The 22,254-nt window shown below is 68.0% G+C and carries 16 protein-coding genes; 3 read left to right on the top strand and 13 right to left on the bottom strand.

Features of this window, described 5'->3' with window-relative positions; genetic code table 11:
- Window positions 1–23 precede the first annotated feature (23 nt).
- The 5 genes from ACIREI_RS26815 to ACIREI_RS26795 all read right to left on the bottom strand — a co-directional run bounded on the left by ACIREI_RS26815 (window position 24) and on the right by ACIREI_RS26795 (window position 8,787).
- The gene (locus ACIREI_RS26815) at window positions 24–413 is read right to left on the bottom strand and encodes a hypothetical protein (protein ID WP_403337642.1); all 390 of its coding nucleotides are present in this window, start codon (window positions 411–413) and stop codon (window positions 24–26) included.
- Between the two features lie 652 nt (window positions 414–1,065).
- A complete protein-coding gene (locus ACIREI_RS26810; RefSeq protein WP_403337640.1) occupies window positions 1,066–4,332 on the bottom strand; it encodes a tetratricopeptide repeat protein in 3,267 nt (1,088 codons plus the stop codon).
- Between the two features lie 33 nt (window positions 4,333–4,365).
- The gene (locus tag ACIREI_RS26805; protein WP_403337637.1) at window positions 4,366–4,725 is read right to left on the bottom strand and encodes a hypothetical protein; all 360 of its coding nucleotides are present in this window, start codon (window positions 4,723–4,725) and stop codon (window positions 4,366–4,368) included.
- A 499-nt stretch (window positions 4,726–5,224) separates the two neighbouring features.
- On the bottom strand, window positions 5,225–6,877 hold the full coding sequence (locus ACIREI_RS26800) for a UvrD-helicase domain-containing protein (RefSeq protein WP_403337635.1): 1,653 nt from the start codon (window positions 6,875–6,877) through the stop codon (window positions 5,225–5,227).
- The gene (locus ACIREI_RS26795; protein ID WP_403337632.1) at window positions 6,877–8,787 is read right to left on the bottom strand and encodes a hypothetical protein; all 1,911 of its coding nucleotides are present in this window, start codon (window positions 8,785–8,787) and stop codon (window positions 6,877–6,879) included. Before ACIREI_RS26795 ends, ACIREI_RS26800 begins: the two co-directional genes overlap by 1 nt.
- A 243-nt stretch (window positions 8,788–9,030) precedes the next feature.
- Here ACIREI_RS26795 and ACIREI_RS26790 point away from each other — a divergent pair, with 243 nt between their 5' ends.
- A complete protein-coding gene (locus ACIREI_RS26790) occupies window positions 9,031–10,605 on the top strand; it encodes a zinc-ribbon domain-containing protein (RefSeq protein WP_403337630.1) in 1,575 nt (524 codons plus the stop codon).
- A 49-nt stretch (window positions 10,606–10,654) separates the two neighbouring features.
- Here ACIREI_RS26790 and ACIREI_RS26785 read toward each other — a convergent pair whose 3' ends face one another.
- Both ACIREI_RS26785 and ACIREI_RS26780 read right to left on the bottom strand, forming a co-directional pair.
- The gene (locus ACIREI_RS26785; RefSeq protein ID WP_403337627.1) at window positions 10,655–12,757 is read right to left on the bottom strand and encodes a tetratricopeptide repeat protein; all 2,103 of its coding nucleotides are present in this window, start codon (window positions 12,755–12,757) and stop codon (window positions 10,655–10,657) included.
- A 766-nt stretch (window positions 12,758–13,523) separates the two neighbouring features.
- A complete protein-coding gene (locus tag ACIREI_RS26780) occupies window positions 13,524–13,811 on the bottom strand; it encodes a hypothetical protein (RefSeq protein WP_403337625.1) in 288 nt (95 codons plus the stop codon).
- 47 nt (window positions 13,812–13,858) lie between these two features.
- On the opposite strand from ACIREI_RS26780, the gene ACIREI_RS26775 reads away from it, so the two are divergent.
- Complete coding sequence (locus ACIREI_RS26775) at window positions 13,859–14,890, top strand: nucleotide kinase domain-containing protein (protein WP_403337622.1); 1,032 nt, start codon at window positions 13,859–13,861, stop codon at window positions 14,888–14,890.
- 42 nt (window positions 14,891–14,932) lie between these two features.
- On the opposite strand, the gene ACIREI_RS26770 is transcribed toward ACIREI_RS26775, so the two are convergent.
- The 4 genes from ACIREI_RS26770 to ACIREI_RS26755 are packed head-to-tail and all read right to left on the bottom strand — an operon-like array spanning window position 14,933 to window position 17,321.
- Window positions 14,933–15,721 (bottom strand): hypothetical protein, encoded by a 789-nt coding sequence (locus tag ACIREI_RS26770; RefSeq protein WP_403337619.1) that lies wholly within the window; start codon window positions 15,719–15,721, stop codon window positions 14,933–14,935.
- A gap of 42 nt (window positions 15,722–15,763) precedes the next feature.
- The gene (locus ACIREI_RS26765) at window positions 15,764–16,660 is read right to left on the bottom strand and encodes an ImmA/IrrE family metallo-endopeptidase (protein ID WP_403337616.1); all 897 of its coding nucleotides are present in this window, start codon (window positions 16,658–16,660) and stop codon (window positions 15,764–15,766) included.
- Window positions 16,657–17,064, bottom strand: a complete 408-nt coding sequence (locus ACIREI_RS26760; RefSeq protein ID WP_403337613.1) for a helix-turn-helix domain-containing protein — start codon at window positions 17,062–17,064, stop codon at window positions 16,657–16,659. The genes ACIREI_RS26765 and ACIREI_RS26760 overlap by 4 nt, the downstream gene beginning before the upstream one ends.
- The gene (locus ACIREI_RS26755) at window positions 17,061–17,321 is read right to left on the bottom strand and encodes a phosphopantetheine-binding protein (RefSeq protein WP_403337610.1); all 261 of its coding nucleotides are present in this window, start codon (window positions 17,319–17,321) and stop codon (window positions 17,061–17,063) included. Before ACIREI_RS26755 ends, ACIREI_RS26760 begins: the two co-directional genes overlap by 4 nt.
- A 117-nt stretch (window positions 17,322–17,438) precedes the next feature.
- On the opposite strand from ACIREI_RS26755, the gene ACIREI_RS26750 reads away from it, so the two are divergent.
- Window positions 17,439–18,323 (top strand): nucleoside triphosphate pyrophosphohydrolase family protein, encoded by an 885-nt coding sequence (locus ACIREI_RS26750; RefSeq protein WP_403337607.1) that lies wholly within the window; start codon window positions 17,439–17,441, stop codon window positions 18,321–18,323.
- Between the two features lie 130 nt (window positions 18,324–18,453).
- Here ACIREI_RS26750 and ACIREI_RS26745 read toward each other — a convergent pair whose 3' ends face one another.
- Entirely contained in the window at window positions 18,454–18,774 is a 321-nt protein-coding gene (locus ACIREI_RS26745; RefSeq protein WP_403337605.1) for a hypothetical protein, read from the bottom strand.
- A 276-nt stretch (window positions 18,775–19,050) separates the two neighbouring features.
- Window positions 19,051–22,221 (bottom strand): DEAD/DEAH box helicase, encoded by a 3,171-nt coding sequence (locus ACIREI_RS26740; protein ID WP_403337602.1) that lies wholly within the window; start codon window positions 22,219–22,221, stop codon window positions 19,051–19,053.
- Between the last annotated feature and the right edge of the window lie 33 nt (window positions 22,222–22,254).

Raw genomic sequence — 22,254 nt, 5'->3', positions numbered from 1 at the left:
CGAGCGGTCAGTTCCTGTGGTTTTCAGAGGGCTGCGTGCGGAATGCAGGCCGCGCCCAGGTCGTTCCAGATCGACGCATCCGCCTTGTGCCAGCCGCTGTGCTTTCCGTCCTTGAAGGGCGGCTTGTCGTCCGGGTCGTAGTGCCTGGCATCGAGCGTGCAGAGGATGACGTCTCCGTCCGCGTTCCGCGTCCTGGCCGTGCACAGACCGCTGGCCTCGTCCAGCGCCTCCAGCACCCGCCGCGCCGTGGTGTGCGGGTGGGTGCGCGGCAGCACGCTCTCCCGGACGAACTTCTCCAGCCTCACCAGGTCCGCCCGCTCACGCTGCCTCACGTCCGCGATGTGTACGGCCAGTTCAGCGGCCCCGGCCGACTGGCCGCCGCGCCGGGACCACTCCCGGTCTGCGATGCCCACCAGGGCCTCACACCGTCATCCCAGCCGTCCGCGAACAGCGAACCCCGAGAGGCCGGCGCCACGCCGTCCAGCTCCACCACCTGGCACTGCGCCCCGGCGACCGCCCCGGCCTCCAGCGCGGTCACCAGGTCGTCCGCCTCACTCGCGGGTGTGAGGTCTCATCGATGCTGCGGTATCCGTGTGGCTGTGACCTGTGATCCCGCAGATGTGCTGAGACAGTCTTGAGAAGCGGTGCGAGGGAGGAAAGTACACCTGAACTGCGGTCCTGCAGGCTGATTGAGACTGCCGCAGATGTTGTGAGAACGCCAATGCGCCGCCGTCGAGATGGGAACCAGGTGGCGCTGAGGCAGGTCGGATTGCAGCCGCTGAGATCGAACGTGGTCTGTACGGTGCTGTTCAGCGCAGGGGGCAGGGGCTCAAGGGGCGGGGATCCAGGAAACGCCCGCATTTTGCAACACCAGGTCCTCCTGGGGGCACACGGTCTGGGAAGAAGCTGTGCAAGCCGCTCCTGTGGTGACTGCGTCCCCGTCTGCGAAGACGTCGTGGACCGGATCGGCCGGCAGGGCGGGGCGGTGAGAGGACGAGCCTGACGTGCACAGGGCGTCAGGAAACCGTGTCGGACGCATGCCGAGTTGCGCCTATTCCCCGACCGCTACGTGGCACCGTGTTCGTCTTCTCGCTCTGCTCTTTGCTGCCAGTGCGCGAGGTGGTGTCTGGCTTCCAGCGTATGGGGGTGGTCCGGGCCGAGCACCCGCTCCTGATCTGCGAGAAGTTGGGTAAACCCGGTGATGGCTCCTGTTGGGTCGCCCGCCTCGCCTCGACACCAGGCGAGGTTATGTCGGGTGATGAGCGTGTCCAGGTGGTCCGGGCCGAGCACCCGCTCCTGATCTGCGAGAAGTTGAGCAAATCCGGTGATGGCTCCTGTTGGGTCGCCCGCCTCGCCTCGACACCAGGCGAGGTTGTATCGGGTGATGAGCGTGTCCGGGTGGTCCGAGCCGAGCACCCGCTCCTGATCTGCGAGAAGTTGGGTAAATCCGGTGATGGCCCCAGCCTGATCGCCTGCCTCACTGCACCAGTACTCAAGCTCACCCCGCGTGGCGAGGGTGTGGGGGTGGTCCGGGCCGAGCGCACGCTCCCGGTCGGCGAGAAGCGCCATGAACGCGGCCGCTGCCCCTGCTGGATCGCCCGCCTCCCCCCGGAAAGAGGCAAGGTTGTGCCGGGCTCTCAGGGTGTCGGGGTGGTCCGGGCCCAGACGGGACTGGCGTGTCGCCCTGAGGTAATGGAAGCGCACGATGGATGCGTTGATTTCGACCGCCTCTGCCTCCGCCTCCAGTGTGGCCGGCAACTGGTCGTCATCCTGTGACAGCACGCGGCTCAGCACCTCGAGCGTTGGAGCAAGGCCTGATTCGTGGGTGTGGGGATCCTCCGCGGTCAGCCGACGGAGAATGGCAAGAGCCTCCCGGAGGGAGCTGACGGCGTCATCAAAGCGCCGCAGCTTGACCAACGGTGTACTAAGGATCATCAGCAGCTCCGCCACCTCTGGTCCAAAGGCGTCACCGGTGGCCTCGGTTGCACGACGGGTGAGGGTGACAGCTGCGTGGAGAGCGTCGGCCGCCTCCTCATGGCGCTCTTGAGCCATCAGAGACGCCGCCAGAGCCGTGAGCGCTTGCGCTGCCCGACTGCCGTTCCCCGCCTTCTCGGAGAGCTCGGCCGCCTGCTGGAATGCCTGGCTTGCTTGAGGGTGCTGCTCGTCCTCCTCAAGAAGGGTTCCCAGGAAGAACGACGCTTCCGCCGCATTAATGGTGTCCCAGCGTCCGCCCTCTTCGGGAGCACGCGCCAAGGCCTGTTGGAGGGTACCGATGGCTTCGCCACGTCGACCGACACCGTCAAGTGCCCCAGCGAGGTTCCTCAGCGCCAGTGATTCCACGCTCCGGCTGGTCTGAGACAGCACCGCCAGAGCTTCCCGCAAGGTGTCGGTAGCCTCGCTGTATCTCTCGGCATCGATCAGGTGAACGCCATAATCCATGAGAGCCACCGCCGCGATGTGCCGGTTGGGCCCGTGCTGCAGCAGAGGGATGGCTTTCTCGGACATCCGAACCGACTCCTCGTGGCGGCCCGCGTCGCCTAATGCCGAGGCGAGTGCACGCAGCGCCATGCCTTCGCCGGGTTGGTCGCCCTGGCTGCGGAAAATCTCCGCAGCTTTGCGTGCTACGGCGATGGCTACGGCAGGGGCATTGAGGGCGCGCAGTGCGTCGCTGAGTGACACGCCGGCGCGGGCCTCAGCGCGCTTGTCGCCCAAGCTGTGCGCAGCCCGGATGGCGAGGACCGCACTTGCGCGCCATTCCTCCTGGTAGTCGTGCGTAGAGAGATAGTCCTCCAAGGCCATGGGCAAGGCATGGGCGATTTCGGTGTGTCCGGTGGTCTCTGCCAGGTCTGCTGCGGCGAGCAGGTTGTCTCGTTCCGCGTCCAGCCATGCGAGCGCTTCGGGTCGATCGTGGAAGCCGCTGGGCGCTGGCTCTGCCAGATCGAGTACATACTCGTTTGCTCTCGTTACGCGTTCCAGGTAGTAGGTGAGAAGGCGCCGGACGTCCTCCGCTTTCGTGGGCTCCTTTGCGGCACATTCGCTGGCGTAGAGCCGTACCAAGTCATGCAAGCGCCAGCGTCCCCAAATAGCTCCGAGTTCGACCAAATGGGCGCGGGCGAGATCCTGCAAGAGTTGCTGCGTGCGCAGGGGGTGGGCATCGGCCAGGTGGGCGGCTGTCTCGGTTGACAGATCCGGGCCAGGGTTGAGGGCGAGAAGCCGGAACATCCTGGCTTGAGCCTGGCTCAAATTTGCGTAGGACAGGTCCAAGGCAGCGCGGACAGCGCGGTCTTCGCGTGTGAGTTGGTCCAGTCGGTGATGGACGTCCGACAGCGACTGGCTCAGGGAAGCAAGAGGACGACTGGGGGCGTCGGCGAGCAGAGCGGCGGCGATTTGCAGGGCAAGGGGCAGGAACCCGCACAGGCGGGCGATCTGCAGCGCCTCATGCGGGTCTTGGTCGAAGCGGGCGTCGCTCGCGTCGTGCACCTGCTGCAAGGAGTTGCGCATCAGGTCGACGGCGGCCTCGGGCGCAAGCACGTTGAGCTCAACGCGTTTCCCGACAGCCAGGTTGTGACGCGAAGTGATCAGCAGCGCAGTGCTGCCGTCTGAGGGTATGAGTAGTTGGACCTGCTCCACGGTCGCGGCATTGTCGAGGATCACCAGGATCCGGCGGTTGTGGCGGGCGTACGCGCTCAGCACCGACCGGTACAGCGCGGCCCGGCCGTCGAGGTCACCTGGTATGTGCTCGCTCGGGATGCCGAGGGCGCGCAGCAGACTGTCCAGTGCCGCGTCGGGGGCCACACGGCGGTCTGGGTCGTATCCGTGCAAGTTACGAAAGAGCACTCCGCCGGGGAACCATTCAGGCTCCCTCAGAGCGCGCTGGGCGGTCTGCAAAGCAAGTTCGGTCTTGCCGACGCCCGCTAGCCCCACGATCGACGCCACCATCACCTGCTCGTGGCCTCGGTGGGGGCCCAGCAACCCCAGCAGCCGCTGCACATCATCTTCGCGGCCTGTAAAGGTCGGTGAGGCCGACGGCAGCCCGGACAGTGCCGGGTCAATCTGTGCAGGCAAATGCCCGGTGATGATCGTCCCGCCCGGGCCGATGCTGAGGTGATGGATATAGCCGCTGATGGCGGTCCCGCCTTCGGATGCCGTCGCAGTCCCCGTCCCGGATATTTGCACGTCACCAGCGGCACCGGCTTCCGGCACCGGCCCGAGATAGCCAGTTATCGCTCTGGCCCCGGCTGTGGATGAGGCGTTCCCGGTGTCGTTTACAGTGACCCTGGCGCCATCCGTATCCGCGCCGGGATCCTCCCCACGCCTGTCTGCTTGCGTCATGCAACCGTTCCCCCGGTACCTTCTGGCCCTGCATCAGTCGCTGTAGTCAATGCCGCTGACGCTATGGCTGCCTTCACCGTCGGCGATGGCATTCCCGGTTCTTGCCGCCCTGGCCGGTCCGCTGCCCCGAAAACGCCGCGGCCGCCAGATGCCCGTGACGGCCCTGCCTCCTCGGCTCGCACGTGCCTGCCCGGTCCGCACCGCCGCATCATCCGTACGGTTTCCCGGGTGCTGGAACACCGCCCAAACCAGGGCCGCGATGCCCGCGGCAGCCTGCACGGAAGCCCCGGCCATCTGGCCCGCATCCGGACTGTCCAGCAGCCAGATCAACGGTGTCGAGACAACCCCCACCGCGGCCGCCACAATGACTGTGATCTTCCAACTCTGGGACATGTCTCCCCTCACCGTGGAAAGCCCACCGGGGCGGGTCGGTCAGCGCCCGCCACTTCCTCTTGCCCCGTGGCCTTTTCGTCTGAAACAAGCACATGTCACCGCACGTCTTCGGAAGACGCGCCCACGGGCTGAGGGCCGCCCGCCTCGACAAAGGCGACCTCGGTTCGAGATCGACAGCCGTGTCCCCTTGCTCTTCGTGCACCGTGGGGGCGGCATGGCCAGGTGTGAGGTCTCACTGATGTTGTGGGGTCTTCACCTGTAGCGCAGCGTCTTGAATGAGACAGCCTTTCGAGAGGGCTCTGTGCTCGCTCTCAGGTGGCCTTGACAGCCGTCTGCGGCCCCACTTGCCAACTTGGGTTCGAGAGGTGGTCGCAACACTGAGGCGGTGCAATGAGGGTCGTCGTCGCGTGGGGTGTCCGCTCTCCCGGTGCGCTGCTTGGTCAGGAAATGCTGTTCCTGGCCGTCACGCTGGCCGGCGACTGAGGCGTGGCGGGGGAAGCTATTCCAGCGCGGCGATGAGGGGCGCCCACAGAGGGTGGGAGTTGGTCGGGACGACCAAGTGCGCCCGGTGGCGGGCGCGGGTCATGACGACGTAGAGCAGTCGTGAGCCGTTGGGAAACGGTTCGCCTTCGGGTCCGTAGTACTCGTCGTCTGCCAGCAGCAGGATGGTGGTGTCGGCTTCGCGTCCCTTGGTCTGGTGGAGGTTCATCACTTGCACCGGTCGCGGGCGTGGCCGGGTGTCGCCTACCAGGGTCTCGTCGCGGGCGTGGTGGAGTTCCTCGGCCACCGCTGTGATGCTCTGGTCTTGCTTGAGCAGGCGCAGCGCGCGGCGCGTGGTAGGAGCGGCCTGGAGCCAGGCTTCCTGGCCGCGGAAGGTTCCGATGCGTGCGTAGGCGCCGGTGACGATGTCGGCGAGGCGGTCGATGTCGGCGTTCGGGCCGGTCCCCGCCGAGCGTAGATCCTGCGCGAGTGCCCGCAAGGCACGTTCCAGTGCGGGGTTGGATTTGTCCAGCATTTGCCGTGCGAGATCGGAGAGTCCGCGGCCGCGCAGGCAAGCGGTGACGAACACGGCAAGTGCCCGCCGCACCTGGGTGCCTTTCTGCCCGAGCGCGAACTGGAGGAGGGCGAGTTGGGCGGACAGTGCTTCCGCGTGGGCCTCGGTGAAGCCGACCTGCTCGTGGACCAGGCCGGCCGCAGTCAGGGCGTCTGACAGGGAGGTGGTGGCGATATTGCCGTGGGTGAAGATGCTGACGGTGTGCCTCTTCTGGCGGGCGGCCCGGCCGAGTTCGATGACCTGCGCGTAGCCGGTGCCATCCGTGATCCGTGTGACGGCGAGGCGGCCCTGCTGGGCTGCTACGCGAAGGGCGGGGTCGGTGAAGCGGCGCTCACGGGCGGCCTCCGCGGCGGCGGGCAGCACACCGGAGGGGTCACGGTAGCTGGCAGCCTGCAGGTCGATCCGGCGGGCACCGGGCAGGGCCATGGCGTCCGCGATTCTGGCTGTGGGATTCACGCCGGGTTTGAATGAGCCCTCGTAAATGCTCTGGTTGACGTCGCCCAACAAGATGCGACGCGCTTCGGGGGCGATCTGCTGCAGGAAGGCCCACTCGGTGGCGTCGGTGTCCTGGAACTCGTCACAGATGACGAGGCTGTAGCGCCCGGCGTAGTGGTCGCGGACCTTCTCCAGGGCCAGCAGCCGGCAGGCGGCTGGCATCAGCTGGCTGTACGTCAGCCCGGGAGGGGCCCCGGGCACGGTCTGGTTGGCCTGACTGAGCACGCTCTGCGGAGGCGGAAAGCCGTGATGCGCACCGAAGCCTGTGATGACCCTCCAGGCGAAGCCGTGGAAGGTGGACACTTCCAGGCGCGGTCGCAGCTCTCCGATGACGCTCGCGGCACGGTCGATGATCTGAGCAACGGCAGTGCGCGAGAAGGAAAGAAACAACACGCGTGTCGCAGCGGGCAGCTGTGCACGTTCCCCGCGCCGAAACGCTTCCTGCCGCAGCAGCAGCAGTTTCTCGTCGGCAGCTTCCAGATGGGCGCGGGCCGCAGCCACCGCGGTTGTGGTCTTGCCCGTGCCGGCGCCGCCGCTGACCACCAGTACCGGCGCAACGCTCTCGATCACTGCGCGCTGGTCTGCGCGTGCCTGATAGGCCATCAGGCGCCTGCCGGCCGGGACACGGCAGGGACATCGATCAGACCTTCCCCGCTGTAGGTGGGGGCGGCGGCCAGTTCCAGGAGGGCCAGCGTGATGGAGAGCACCGGCGGGTGCGGTGCGTTGGGCTCGGCATAGAGGGCTTCCAGGAACTGCTCGTGCAGGCCCTGTTTGTGGATCACTTTGCACAGGTTGGTCACTGCGGCTTCGGTGAGCTGGCCGCACATGGGGTCAGGGATGCCGTACTCGGTGAGCGTGGCGCTGGCGTCGGCGAGTGCCTGCAGCGGGAGGCCTGCGGTAATGGCTTGCTCGATGGCTCCGGGAGGTAGCCGCACCACCGCATCGCAAGCAGCCTGGACTTTGGCGAGTTCGTCGCTGGTCTGGGTGTTGTCCTTGTCGCGGTCGATCACTGCCAGGACGCGGAAGCCCAGCTGGCGTGCAAGGTTGGCGACGCGGGGGATCTGGCTGATGCCCCCCTCGCCTCCGGTGCCGGAGGCGACCAGGCGCACTCCGTGAGCGGACAGAGGGAGGAAGGAGGGGGGCCTGCGGCGGTCGACCATGCTTAGTACGGCCACGTCGTGCGGGCCTTCCGTGATGGCGACCGTGGGAGCGGTCAGCGCGGCCAGCAGCTGAGTGTGCCACTGTCGCATGGCGACTAGCGCTTTGCGGTCCATGATCTTGGTCAGCTGGTGGTGGGAGCGGACACCACCGTGCCGCACCAGCCGGATGACCTCGGTGGGCTCGAAGGCCCGGGCGGCTTCCGGCCGCCGGGTGGACAGCCATACCTGTCCGGAGCGGGCGCGCAGCAGGGCCGCCAGATGTTCGGTCGCCGGAGCGTCCAGTTGGTCGCCGAAGTCGTCGGCGAGAACCACGGCTCCGGGTACGGTGGCCAGCAGCATCGCCTCGGCCATCGACAAAACCGCGCTGACCGTGCTGCCGTGCTGTGCCAGCCCCAGCATGCCGCCTGCGTCCAGGTGTAGCGCCGCGCGCAGGGTCCGAAGCAGTGCGGCCACCGACCCGTCCTCGGTGCGGAAGCCGACCTGCTCCGCGGTCAGTGGGGCATCGCCGATCCGTTCTCCTGTCCCGCCGACCGCGAGGACCGCGTTGACGGCTTCGGCCACGGCTGGGCTGGCCGACAGCGCCGACACGGCCTCCGCGACGGCCTGGGCCAGCGCGTCAAACGCCGCGGCGCCGGCCTTGGCGTCCCGCTCGTCGAGGATGCGCCGCAAACCGGCACCGGCGCGCAACTGCAGAGGCTGGCCGGCATCGAGGGTGACCACCGGCAGCATCCGCCGGGTGGCGGCCGGAACCCGGGAGTACTGGCCGAGCGCCGGGTTGCTGCGTGCCGGGAAGTACACCACCGACTCCAGCGTCTCGGCTTCCTCGTCATAGCTCAGGCGATAGGCCAGCCGCGCGCACAGCGGAGCATCCACAGATGCATCAGGATCCTCACTCGCGCGCCCGGAGTCCTCCAACGGCTCCAGGACACCATCGAGCAACTGCTGCACATCGGGATCGAAATCGGTCAGCGTCACCTCGACCAGGGCGGCCTCCACCCGCTGCAGCACCGCAGAGGGGGCTTGCGGTGTGGCGCTGTTATCGCCGGACGCGTCCTCTTCTGCCGCGTCTTCCGTGTTGGCGACATCGGCGGCTGGGGCTACAACTCCCTCGGCCACGTCATCGCCCGCTTCAGCCGGTGCAGAGTCAGCGCCGTCGGGGATGACCGGCCGCTGATGCAGATCGGACAGTGCGGCGCCACGCACGGCATCCGGATCCAGGACCCGGGCAAGGGCGGTGATCAGGTCGGTGCGTCCGGCGCGGGGGACCCCCGCCACCAACACATGGCTGCCGGGACGCACATCAAGGTGTCCCCAACCTCTGAAGCCATCAATCAGCACCCGTGTTACACGCACACAGGCATGTTTAACACGGCATGTACCTGCAGTTCTGCTCATTACACTGAATCACCTGGGTACGAACGTGCTTCCCTGGCGCGCGACTTGGCTCCTGAGGGTTGCTGTGGGGGTACCCGGCAGCACAAGCCTGGGCCGAGGGGCGGCCGTTGTCGGTAGCGGCTGTCAGGATCTGCCGTCATGGGTAAACGGCGAAGTGCTACCGAGGTGGCTGCAGTTCGGGCTCGGCTGAGGGGCGAGTTCGTGTCCAACTTGTCCAGCCCGGGTATGGCGCTGGAAGACATGCCGCTGTCCTCCACGGACCGGTGCCAGTGGCGCTGCTCGGCGGAAGGATGCGGTCACCAGTGGCTCGCCCGGTTCCAGTTTCGAACCCGTACCGTCAAACCCTCGGGGTGCCCTGAGTGCTGGAGGCGCCGCAACCGGGCCCCCGGCCCGGGAGAATCGCTGGCCGACCTGAATCCTGCGCTGGCACGGCAGTTCCGCCGCAACCTCAGCCGCCCCGACCGTGGTCCGGACACCCTGCGCCCGCAGTCTCATGACCTATGCGAGTGGGAGTGCGCGCAGGGGCATTACTGGCCGGCGACGCTTGCCAACCGCACCAATGGACGCGGCTGTTCGGACTGCACCGGCCACGGCCGCTCCCCGTTCGAGTGCAACGTCGCTATGCTCGTCGAGGCGGCCTCTGGGCTCGGCGTGGAACTGGACCACCGCCTCCGCCTGCCCGGGCGCCGTCAGGACCGCTTCGACCTGTACCTGCCTGAGCCGGCCCCGGGCCTGCTCATCGACCTGGATCCGGAATGGACCCACAACAGGCCAGGAAGCCTGGAGCGTGACACCGCGAAGACCGCGGCAGCGCTCGCCGCCGGACTCGACGTGGAACGCGTCCGAAGCCGCGGGCTGCCGCCCGTGCCGGTGCACGGCCTGGCCCACCATGAGGCCGGGCCGGGGGTGAACCCCGAGGACTGGGCGGAGGCGGTGGGTGTCGTACTGCGACGCCGCGGCCTTTCCTGGCGACAGCTCACACCGGCCGAGGTCATCGCGGCGCTCAGGAAGGGTGCGCAACTGTGGCAGAAGGCCGTGTCCGGCCCTGCGGTATCGGCGGTGGACGTGGCGCCCCACTTGGAGGAGGAGTTCGTCGCGAACCTCACCAACCCGGGGAAGGCCCCTGATCGGATGCCGCCCGGCTGCAACGACGTGTGTCTGTGGCGGTGCCGGAAGCCGGCCTGCGGCTACGAATGGAAGGCCATACTGAACAGCCGGACACTTGCCGGCCGCGGCTGCCGCCAGTGCGGTCACGCACGAGTGGGCGCAGCAAACAGCAGGCCCGGCCCCGGTGAATCACTCGCCGAGGTCAACCCGACGATGGCCGAAGAACTCATCGAGGTCGTCGACCACCCCGGCTGGACCGCCTTCGACCTGCTCCCGACATCGAACAAAACATGCCAGTGGCGGTGCCCCGAACCACACTGCCGCTTCGAGTACCCCGCCCCTCCAAACCGCCGCACAGGCCAGTCGAGCGGATGCCCTCGATGCGCTCGCCGACGCACCGTTGCCGCCAGGGTGCATCCCAAGCCGGGCAAATCCCTGCAGGACGTGCACCCTGCCATCGCCGGCGAGTTCCTCGAAGTGATCGACGAACCGGACCTGACCGCGAGGGAACTCAGGCCGAGCTCCACCAAACTGTGCCGGTGGGCCTGCTCGAAGCCTGACTGTCCGGGACGATGGAAAGCCACCCCCGATCAGCGCTCCCGCCGCGGTGGGACCGGCAAATGCTGCCCGGTGTGCCACCCGCCGCGCAAAAGCCCCACCCGGTCGTGATCCCAACCCACGCCCCGTGCCTTCTCGCCGCGATGCCGGTCGTGCCGTGCTACCGAGTCACGCCGCCGTCCGCCTCCGCCGACCCGGCTGGCGGGGACGGGCGGCGTGTGCGTCTCCACCAGCGTCTCCTGTGCTGTTCTCGCCAGCTGCGCAGCCGGTTGCCCACCGAGATCGTGCGCGGATGGCCGGGTCCGAAGGTGGCCCGGTAGCCGGTGAGGGAGCGCTCCAGTACTTCGATGGCGGCCGTCCTGTTGCCGTGAGTCCAGTGCAGCAGGGCGAGGTCGGCTTGGCTCGAGAGGGTTGCCGGGTGCGCCCAGCCCAGCAGCTGTTGGCGAGCGGTGACGGTGTCTTCCACCAAGGGGATGGCGTTGACGGCCTCGGGGTCGGCCGCAGCGGGCGTTTGAGCCTCCAGAACCAGTCGGTTGTCCTGGTAGGGGAAGTCCTCCTGCAGTACGGCGAAGGCTTCCTTGGCGCGGTGGCGGAAGAGCGCCAGGGCGAGGTCTCGTCGTGCAGCGAGGGTCAGGGGATGGGGGCGGCCAAAGAGCCGTTCGCTGGTGCGGATCAGCTGCTGCCAGTAGCTGACCGCCGTGCCTTGGGTCAGGCGGTGCCCGGCCCAGCGCAACAGGTAGTAGCCCCGAACCTGCCACAGCAGGTCTCCGGCGCACTCGGCGAGGCTGTCGATGTTGGTGTGCAGTGCGGCCCTGGTCTCGTGGTCGTACCCGGAGACTTCTTCGCACAGGTCGATGAGTCCACTGGTGGCCGCCTTCACCACTGCTGGTAGCGCAGCCTGAGGGGTGCACTCGCGTACGGCGCGTGCTGTGAGGGCGTGCAGACGCACGGCCCGGGGGCCGTTCTGTGCGTGGTCGACGAGCAGACCGTAGCGGTGCAGCAGGCGGAGCGCCGCCTGGGCTTGAGCAGGGTCGACGGCTCGGGGATCGCTGTCTGCGGCTGTGGGATGTTGGGCGCTGAGGTAGTGGATGACAGCGTCGCTGGTCCACAGGGAGCGGGGGTGCCCGGCCGGGTCCAGAACGGCGGCCAGGCGCATGACCGGGATGGCCAGCCCGACCGGCTCGCTTGCCTGCGCGACATCCAGCGACAGCAGGAGAGCCGCAGCCACCTGGCGGCCGTACCCCTCGGTGTCCGCGTTGCGCGGCAGCAGATCGTCCAGACGCGTGGCACTGCTGTTGAAACGGCGCAGGTACTCCGCGCATCCGACGTTCTCATTGACCATGTAGGCGGCTGCGTGCGACAGCGCCAGCGGCAACAATCCCAGTGCCTCGGCCAATACGGCGACTTGTGCGTCCAAGAGGTGGTTCGCGTGTGCCGCGCTGAGCCGCTCGCGCAGATAGGCCTCGGCTTCCTCGGCGCTGTAGGCGTCGATGTCCACCACGGCCCGGCCGCCCCCGGACAGCAGCGCGTCGTGACGGCGGGTCGTTGCCACGACGCGACCGGATCCTAAGGCGGAGGACGGCGGCCACCACGCCTGCATCGCCTCCGGGTCGGTGAGGTCGTCGAGAACGATCAGCCATGATCGCCGGGTCGTCGCCAGCCACTGGAGGAACAGCCCGGCGTCGGAGTCGGCACTCTGGCCGAGAAGACGATCAGAAGCCGCTTCCACGGCGTACGCGGCGTGGGCATAGCGGGCGATGACCTGCTCGATGTCACTGGCGTCGACCCACAGCACCAGGTCGATGCCGTCCATCAGCGCCTGGTGGGCGTAGGCGGCGGCGAGTTGGGTCTTGCCTACGCCCCCGCCGCCGGACAACACCTGGGCCAGTACCACCGTGGCATGCCCGGTCCTGACACGATCGATCCGGTCCCGCAGCGCAGGCCGGGCCTGGAACGTGGAGGCGAGCACCGGCACCGAGCCCAACCGTATCGGCCAGTCCAGCGGCCTGCTCGGCGGCGGAGTGGAGAGCGTCACCTGGCTGACATGGCCGCTGATGGCCACCGCATGGGCGCCCAAGGCGACTGCGTCACCCGACCGTTCCACCCGCACGGCCCCGCCACTCGCCGCGGCCTGACGCCCCAAAGCCCGGTAACCGCTCAGCGCGTCGCCGCCGCCCACGGCCGTGGCATCGCCGCTCTCACTGACGCTGACGGACGGTGGCGTTTCGCCTGTGCCCTTCAGGGCGCCTGACGAACGCCCCATCCGAAACCGTCTCATCCGCCCTCCCGCCGTTGTCCCGCAGCCACGCCAGCCCTAGCCGGTGTAGTCGATGCCGGTACCGGCGCTGCTTCCCTGCCCGCGGGCAACCGCATCCCCGCTCTGCTGAACACGAGCTGCTCTGCTGCCTCCGGCGCCACGACGGCGAATGCCGGTATGAGCCGTCCCCCCGTCGCCGGCCTCAGCCCGCCCCGTCCGCACCGCGCTGTCCCGTGCCTCGGCGGCCGGGTAGAGCCAGGCCCACACCAAAGCGCCCACCCCCGTGGCGGCCTGTACCGAGGCCCCCACCATCTGCCCGGTATCTGGCCCGTGGAGCAGCCAGAAAACCGGGGTCGAGACGATCACCAACACGGCAGCAGCCATCACCGCGGCTCTCCGCCCACCCGACATGCTCCGCCCTCTCCTCACAACGCCGCCGCTGTCCAGTGCCAGCCAACCGCGGGCACGCCATAAGGACGGCTCATGCGATCACGGCAGTTCCCCATGCCAGCAACTCGCCCCCTCAATGCCGTAGCAGACAGTGACACGATTCAGGTGCGACCACACCCTCTCGCCGGAACCGGCATCGCGCCGCCCTGCACGGCCAGCCGGCCTGTCCTCGGCGACGTCGTCGTGGAGCCCGAGCAACCGCCCAGAGGTGGCTGCCGCATGGCCGCCCGGAGCGGCGCGCGCAGCCGTGACCCCAGGACTGCCGGCGGCGTTGACCGGGGTAGCCAAGGCGTCCGGGCGAGAAGCGGGGACCGACGCGCCGTCACCTTCTGGTGCGGGTGCGTCCGGGGGAGCGGACGGAGGGCAGGTCGTCGCGCGCGTTGTCCGTTTCGAGGGCGTCAGCGGGCATTTGGCGGTAGGCGTGGAGGAGTTCGGCGATGACGGCGGGACGGACCTCGGTGGCCGTCACGAGTGCGGCCAGGACCTGGGAACGCGACGTCTGCTCTCCGGCTGCGGCCGCGGCCCGGACCAGGATGTCCAGTCGGGTGTCCACGTCCTCCGGCCAGTTGACCAGCGTTTTGCGTCGTGGACGCTGCCACAGCAATTCCACACGTCCCCCTCGCTGACACCTATCTATATTGAATATATATTGACCCCATGGTGACGGTGCTGCAAGAGCGTTCAGAGCAGAGGGCCTTAGACCGCGACCCGGCGAGGAAGATCCGTGTGGCAAGCCGCACGCTCACCTTGACGCCGGTGTTCGACACCTACTGGCGCTTCGCGGCGGCCCGCCAAAAGGTCTACGAGGCGCGACTTGCCGGGGGAGCGGGGCCGTTCACTGACGATCCGATCTTGCAGCGGTACCGCTTCACCAACTGCTTCCGGGCTGCTGACCGGGTCAGCCAGGACCTGATCGGCAGCGTGATCTACCGCGGAGACCAGGCGTGGGAGGAAGTCTTCTTCCGCACCTTGCTGTTCAAGATCTTCAACAAGACCTCGACGTGGCGGCTGCTGAACGGCGTGCTGGGAGAGGTGCGGTGGGACGGCTACGACTACCGGGCCTTTGACCGGGTGCTCTCCCGGGCCTTCGCGCAAGGGCAGCGGTTGTACTCGGCTGCCTACATCGTGCCCCCGCCTCAGCTCGGAGAGGAGCGCAAGCACCAAAACCACCTGCGGCTGCTGGAAATGATGATGACCGCGGACGCGCCGCAGCGCGTGCTGTCCGCACCGACGCTGCAGGACGCCTACCAGGTCCTGCTGGGCTTCCCGGCGATCGGGCCGTTCCTGGCCTACCAGTTCGTGATCGACCTCAACTACGCGGCCGAGATGCCGTTTTCGGAGATGGACTTCGTCGTCGCCGGGCCGGGCGCGCGCGACGGGATCCGCAAGTGCTTCGGGCCAGCGGCCGACGGCATTGAGGCGGACGTCATCCGCTACATGGCCGACACCCAGGACGAGCACTTCGCCCGGCTGGGTCTTGCCTTTGCGGGACTGCGCGGGCGCCCGCTGCAGCTGATCGACTGCCAGAACCTGTTCTGCGAGGTCGACAAGTACGCCCGGGTCGCCCATCCGGATATCGCCGGGATCAGCGGCCGCAGTCGCATCAAGCAGACCTACCGGCAGCAGGCCGATCCGATGCCAGCCTGGTTTCCCCCCAAGTGGCAGCTCAACGACCCGCCCGGACACTGAGCTTGCCGCAGGTTACGCCCGCACGCCGTAGGACAGCTGCCGTCATGCGGCGAGGCGGCCGGTGCCGGTCAATAGGGGGCGCAGCTGGGTGATGGGGCCGTCCAACCGGGCGTGGCCCGCCACCACGGTCAGGGAACCGCAGGCCAGCTCGGCCTGCTGGGCGATGTAGGCCAGCAGACGCCCCAGGCCGAGGTAGTTGCCGTAGGCGCGCTCGAACATGAAATGGCTGCGGTACAGGGCCGCGGCGTGCACCCGCCGGTCGCGGTCTAGTTGGAGGGAGATGTGGCTCAGGCAGGGGAAGCCGATGTAGCTGTTGTCCTTCCCTGCGGTGTGGACCATTAGGTCCGCGCCGGCCTCCTCCGTCTCCATGGCTGCGGCTATGTCGATCTCGTAGGCGGCGGCTATCTTGTTGCCTGCGGCCTGGGCCCGCAGCCGGCCGATGACGGTGCAGAGCTGGTCGACGCCGCTCTTCGACGCCGCGGGGTAGGACACCAGACGGCCGAAGTACGTGCCGCGGTGGTTGCCCGGGTACCGCTTGATCACTTGATACATCTGCCGGTAGCGCTTGGCGAGGTCATCCGGGCCGGCACACCGTGCCGCCAGGGCCTCCGGGAACAGGGTGCCGGCCACGGTCTCCAGCGGCCACAGCCCGCGAGCGGTGCGCAGCCGGTCCAGTTCGGCGCGGAACACCAGGTCGTCGCTCGTAGGGTCAGCGATGCGCACCACCGTGTGCAGGCCAGTCCGGTCAGGGTTGTCCTTGCGGTCCAGCTTGTTGCAGGCGGCGACCCAGGCCTGGGTGACGTCGCGTTCGGTCACGGTGAAGGTGTGCATCAGTCCTCCTGACACATACGGGTGTCGTCCGGGGAGTCGGGCTCAGGCAGGCCAGGTCTCGTCGACCCCGGAACGCGGGGCTTCGCGCACCACCGTCAGCCGCAGCGCTGCGTCGTGCATCGGTAGCGCGACCTCGATCAGGCCCTGTTCGCCCGGGGGGAGTTCGTCGGTCACCACGGCGCTCGCCAGCGGCGTCGTGCCATCACTGGTCCATCGTTCCAGGCCCTTGGGCAGTACGTCGAAGAGCGCGTTGTCCATGTGCAGTACCAGCACATCGCCCGCGTCGGCGTACACCGTCTGCCCCTCGGAAGCCGCCGTGATCACGTGCACCTGGGCCTGCCCGGGCAGCGAGGCCCCTCCCGCAAGCGAGCTGCGCAGGTCGGCAGGAGGGATCTTGGCCCACCGGCCGGCCCGGCCGGCGTCCAGCAGCCGGAGATTCACTAAGTGACGTACCGTTCCGGCGTACGACGTACCCAGCTCGCGCGCCACCCGGTAGACGTGTTCGGGAGACGACGGGCGGCCTCCGCAAATCCTTTCCAGGGCCGCCCGCACCGCTGGCAGGGGCATCAGGAACCACGCCGCGAACGCCTCCGCCGTCTTCTCCTCCTCGGGCCAGCTGCCATTGCCCCAACGCAACGCGGGATCGAGCTCCTGGTCCGCCGCGGTGCGATGGCCCAGCCGGTGATGCCCCAACTCATGCGCGGCCGTGTGCCGCTGGGTGACTGCGTTCAGCGAGGCGTTCAGTATCACGGCTGGCCCCTTGTCGGCGGGGGAGAAGTACACGCCGAACAGCCGGGGCATCGGCTGTGCCATCCCGATCACGTCCGCCGCTCCCAGCGCCCGGTGCACGTGAACGTATTGCGTGCGGTCGATGCCGAGGTCGCGGTGCGCCTGGACGGCTGCGATCGATGCGATCCGGTGTGCTAAGCCCCAGTTCACGCCGTCGGGCTCCCGCCGTTGGCGTCCTGTTCCTCGCGTTCTGCCGCGCGTCGGAGCGTGAGGTATTCGGCGAACTCCAGCACGGTCTTGGCATCCCCGTCGGTGAGTTGGGCCAGCGCCCGCGGCAGACCCGCCAGCGAGTACTCGCTGGCGTCGGCGTCTTTCTCCTCGGCCAGGAAATAGGCGACCGGCTGCCGGTACAGGCGCGCCAGTTTCTTCAGCTCCAGACTGTCCACACGCCGCTCGCCGCGCTCGATGTCGCTGATCGCCGAGCGAGGGATGCCGGTGGAGTCCGAGACGAACTGCTGGGACATGTTCAAGTAGTCGCGGGTCTTCTTCAGCCGTTCACCGAGCCGCACCAGCTCGGGATCGCGGTCACGGCTATCGGAGGGGGGAGGGGTCATGACTGCTGCCTTTCTTCGATCGCGTCCAGGACCGCCGCGGCGAATGACCGCACCGACCCGGTCGCCTGGGCCGCTTCCCGGTCTGCGGGAATGGCGACCTGGTAGCGCTCCTCGATGCGTGTGAGAATCTCGACCACCAGAAGCGAATCCACGGGCAACTCTCGGCCGCCCTGCTCCAGTTCGGAGCGGAGCTCGTCTGGCGATACGCCCTCGTACTCGGCGAGGAAGCCGATGACGACCGAGGTGATGTCGTCCATGCTCGGTGTGCCTGTGTTCGACAACTCTCCCCAATCGTCTGCATTTCCAACGGCGCTGTCGTAGCATACGACACGCTGTCGGGAAAGCCAACGGGGTTGTCCCAAGATCAGACAGGTGTGAGTGTGGATTTCAAGCGCTACCAGGAAGCCGCCGTCAAAACCCTCCAGCCCCCCGCGGACGGCACCGATCCCGTCCTCGTCCCCCTCCTCGGCCTCGCCGGTGAAGTCGGATCCCTGACCACCGCCTACAAGAAGTTCCTGCGCGACGGACCCGCCTTCGAGCAGGGCAAACACCAGTTACGCGAAGAACTCGGTGACGTCCTGTGGTACGTCGCCGCGCTCGCCCATCGCTTCGGACTCGACCTCGACGACGTCGCTGCGGCCAACCTCGAGAAGACCAAGGACCGCTGGCGCCCCACCCCCCGCGACGAGCACGTCCCCTTCGACGCCGGCTTTCCCGCCCACGAGCAACTGCCCCGGCAGACCTCACTCACCTTCACGCCCACCAAGACTGACGCCGGCCGCACCGTCATCATCCTCACCCGGGAAGACGGAACCCCCGCCGGTGACCCGCTCACCAGCGCCTCCCACGTCGAAGACGGCTACCGCTTCCACGACATCTTCCACCTCGCCCACGCCACCGTGCTGGGCTGGTCCCCCGTCACCCGCTTCCTGCTGGGCCGCAAACGCAAGAGCGACCCCCGCACCGACGAAGCCGAAGACGGCGGCCGCGCCATCGCCATCGAAGAAGGAATCTCCGCCCTCGTCTTCTCCTACGCCGCCCGCCACCGCTACCTCGCCGACATCAAGCACGTCGACCACGAACTCCTCGCCACCATCGGCCACATGACCGCCCACCTGGAGGTCAGCATCTGCCGCGCCGCGGACTGGGAGCACGCCATCCTTACCGGCTACACCGCCTGGCGCCAGCTGCGCGAGCAGAACGGCGGCGTCGTCCACCTCGACCTTGACCAGCGCACCCTAACTGTCACTCGGAACTGACGGCCCGGCAGTGGGGAACGCCCCGGTCGAGGGCGTTCCCCACATGAAGGCGCCGGGCTGCGAGGTGGCGCGCAGCGCTGTCGTTGACCCAGCCGACGGCAGTACAGCCAGCGACGCCCACTCGGACTCGTCAGTTGCGCCCTGGTGGGGTGGAACGGCCAAACAGGTCGTCGAAGGAGAACGTGCCAGCGGAGTTGCCGAAATGCCCGGTGGCCCTCTCCCCGGCTCGCGGCTCCTCAACGATCTTCGTGATCACCGAATCCCAGCAGGAGCGGCACAAGCAGCCGTCTTCTTGCTGGTGCTCCCCGCCTGCACGATCTGCGGCTTCCCGCACGCGCTCGGCCAGCGCCTCGAACTTTGCCTGCCATTCTGATGCCGTTGCCTGCAGCTGTGCGCTGCGACGACGGGCATCGTCAGCCTCGCTCTCAGCGCGTTGCTTGGCGCGGATCATTGGCCAATTCGGGCCTCCGCCATAACCGTATGACATCGCAGTCCTCTTCCGTCCGGCGTCCTCGACACCCACCTGCCTGTAACGACCCGCCGGCATGGTGCGGCACGTTGTTGTGCTGCAGACAGGGGATACCGTGTCCACCGCGGGACAGTGCCGACGGTGGGACCGATCGGCCGGAGACGATCCAGTAAGGCACTGAGTTCGGCCCACCTGCAGTCGCCGGGCCCGCACGCAGGCCGTCAGCCGAGCGGCCCTCCTGCCTATCGCCCCGGGTGTCTAGCGGCTGCAGTAGACGGTGAAGTCGCCAGCGCTGGTGTCCCGGACGAACTTCTCCGCGCCGGCGAGCAGCAGGAGCTGCTCGTTGGTGGCCTTGCTGGCCTGAAGGCCAGGCTGGACGATGATCGTGTGGAAGCGGGGTCGCAACAGGCGGGCCTGGTCACGGATGGCGAACAGGGCCTTGGCGCCTCCGACTTCGTAGGGCGAGATACCGCCGTTGCGCTGGGCGTACTGCACGGCCCGGCTGTGTAGATGGTCCAGCAGGGGCAGGGCGTTTCCGCGCCGCCACTTGGCGCCGCGCATGGCCTGGCCGCATACCTCGTACAGGTCCTCGACTCGTGTGCCTGGAGTGGGCTTGTGCGAGTACTTGCAGTGCACGAGCGTTACGCCCAGGTAGCGGCCGTCGACTCTGAGGCCGACGAGGTCGGCTGCCTCGCCTGAGCCGTCGTCGTCGAGAAGAACGTCGAAGGAGCCAGTGGCCTGCAGGTGGGCCGACATGTAGTACTGGATGGAGTCGGTGAGGCGCTGCGGCTTCTGGGACTCCTTGCTGAGGTCCACGTCTCGCCAGTCCAGTGGCGTGAGCAGGGACGGATCGTAGGGGCGGCGGGTGTAGCGCGGGGCGATGAGTTTGCCTTCGTCGTCGATGAGGCGGTCGCCCTCCAGGAACAGGTCGGGCCTGTGTGCGTTGAGCCATTCCTTCAGCGGCTGCGGCTCGGCCGTGGGGCCGCTGCCCACGATGACGGCGTCCCGGTCACGTGGCCGGTAGACCAGGCCTTTGGCGTCGTAGTCGGCCTGATAGGCGACCCGCCAGGCGGGGGTCGTCAAGGAGAACAGGAACGGGCCGGTGGGGGAGTAGTCGTCGACCTCGAAATCCACGTCGGTGAGCGCATAACTGTGCTGGTCGTAGGTGAGGGTGTACCGGTCGCGGGAGCCGAGGTGGACCTGCCAGGGCCACTCCACGCCCAACAGCGCGTACGGCGGCCGTGCCGTGATGTCCTCGGGGATGATGAATCCGTCGAAGATCTGCTCCAGGTTGATAGTGCTGTCCAGCAGCTTGGTGCCCTGCTGATCGCACCAGTCAGTCCAGGCCTTCAGGCTCGGCGCGGTGGTGGGGGACCAGAAGCGGCCCGAGTGCGCCGCGCTGATCGAGACGCTGTCGCCGTCGTCGAAGCCGGACGTGGCGATGTGAGTCTGGCTCTTGTGTTCCTGGGCAGTAGTGAAGCCCTGCGAGACGTCGCTGCCGACGTGGAGGGAGAAACGCGTGAAGTAGTCACGGGCGTCTTTGAGGCCGACGTTGGTCGGCACCAGCCGGTCCAGGCGGGCCAGTACCCGGAAGGTACGCTTGCCGTTGATCAGTTCGCAGTCCTCGCCCAGCACCGCCTCGGCCAGGTCTTTGTAGGTGCTCGACTTCTCCGAGCCGTGGATGTACAGCAGCCGCCTGGTGGTGTCGAAGTAGAGCACCATCAGCTCGTAGACGACCTGCTCCAACTCCTGCGGGGCGCCCCAGCGCACGGGGGTGCGGCGTTCGATGACGTACCAGGCCACGGGGGAGTCCTCGCCGCCCAGGGCCATGGCGCCGTCCAGGACGCGCTCGTTGTCCTTGTACAGGGTCAGAGCGGCCTCGGGCCTCCACTGGGCGGTGGTTGCGCGGTAGGCGACCGCGCTCATCTTCGGCTCCAGCACGTTGACCGCCACGTCCTCGGGCACACCGGTGAACGTTGCGTCGAAGGTGCTGGTCTCCTCCGCGGCCAGGGTGGCGCGGTCGGTCAGGTCGCGCAGCAGATGATTCCAGTCTGCGTCCTCGCGCAGCAGGCGGCGCAGCGGTGAGGTGCCGGCGCCCGGTTCCTGCGCGACGAACACGGTGGCCCCACCCAGTCCGTTGGCGGCCCGGGTGAACCGGCCGATGAACTGGATCATCGGGCTCAGGCTCTTGCGGGCAGCGTGCATGGCCGCGATCTTCAGGGCGGGCTCGTCGAATCCCTCGCCGAGCATGTCGACGCAGATGATGATGCGGCACTCGCGCTCCCGCAGTGCCTGTACGGCCGCTTTGCGGCGCGTGACGCCGACGTTCTGGTGGACCACGGTGGGATGGAACTCGGGCGCCAACTGCTGGTAGAGCACCCCGAGTTCTTCCGCCTTCGGGATGCTTTCGGCCCGCGCCATCAGCACGTGGTCGTGCCCGGCTTCCCGATCGGCGCGCAACTGGCCCACGGCCAGCTCGGCCAGCTCCCGGTCGACGTCCTGGACACCGAACACCGCCCGGTAGTTGATAGGCCGGAAGTACTCCAGCCGCTGGGCCTCCCGCAGCGGGAAACGGAACACGGTACGGCCGGGCAGGCGGCGGCCGTCCTCCCGAAACGGGGTGGCGGTGAACAGCAGCACCGGCCGGTCGGAGAAGTCGTCGATCACTCGTGCCCACGTGTCCGCGGGGGAGTGATGCGCCTCGTCCACGATCAGATGGGAGAACGACGACAGCAGCGCCATCCGCACATTCCCCGCGGCCCGGCTGAGGATCTGTGGGGTGGCGACGACCACATTGCACGCCTGAACGAACCGAGCCGCCTCCTCCGAGTCCTTGAACCCGTGCTCGAGGCGGCCCACCCGCGGCCGCAAGGCGGCGGGTGTCACGATCTCCTCCCGCTGCAGGATGCCGAGCGTCTCGAACTTCCCCGCGATCTGGTCGCGCAGCGCCGCACTGGGCACCAGCACCAGCAGCCGTTCCATCCGCGCGGCCACGAGCAGCGCGAGCATGGTCTCGGTCTTGCCGGTGCCGGTGGGCATGACCACGATGCCCGGGTCGGTAAGGCCCGAGGCCCAGTGGCCCATCACCGCGTGCAGGGCGCCGATCTGCGGGCGGCGCAGGCTGCGCGGCTCGTCGTACGGACGAAATCCGATGGCCTCCCGATACGACTCCACCACCGTTTGCGGTGCACAGGCCCGGCTGCCCTGCCAGCGCACATCCCGGCCTGCGCGGGTGGGCAGCACGGCCGTCAGCCCGTCGGCCGCTTCCGCTGCCGTGCGCACTGCGGGCCAGCTGCCGTAGACGTTGGAAACACGCAGTAGCCCCTCCTCGTCCGTGACGTCCAACGCGCTGCCAGGGACCAGCAGTTGGCGGACCTTGTCGAGCTCGAATCTCTCTTCAGCCCACACGGGCTGGGTGCTCACGGTCATACGAAGGGCTCTCTGTTGCAGATCTGGGTACCG

It is taken from the genome of Streptomyces sp. NPDC093591 (assembly GCF_044764885.1).
In the GTDB taxonomy this organism is placed as follows: domain Bacteria; phylum Actinomycetota; class Actinomycetes; order Streptomycetales; family Streptomycetaceae; genus Streptomyces.
The sequence above is the reverse complement of the archived record's forward strand: the minus strand, read 5'-3'. Positions and strand labels throughout refer to the sequence as shown.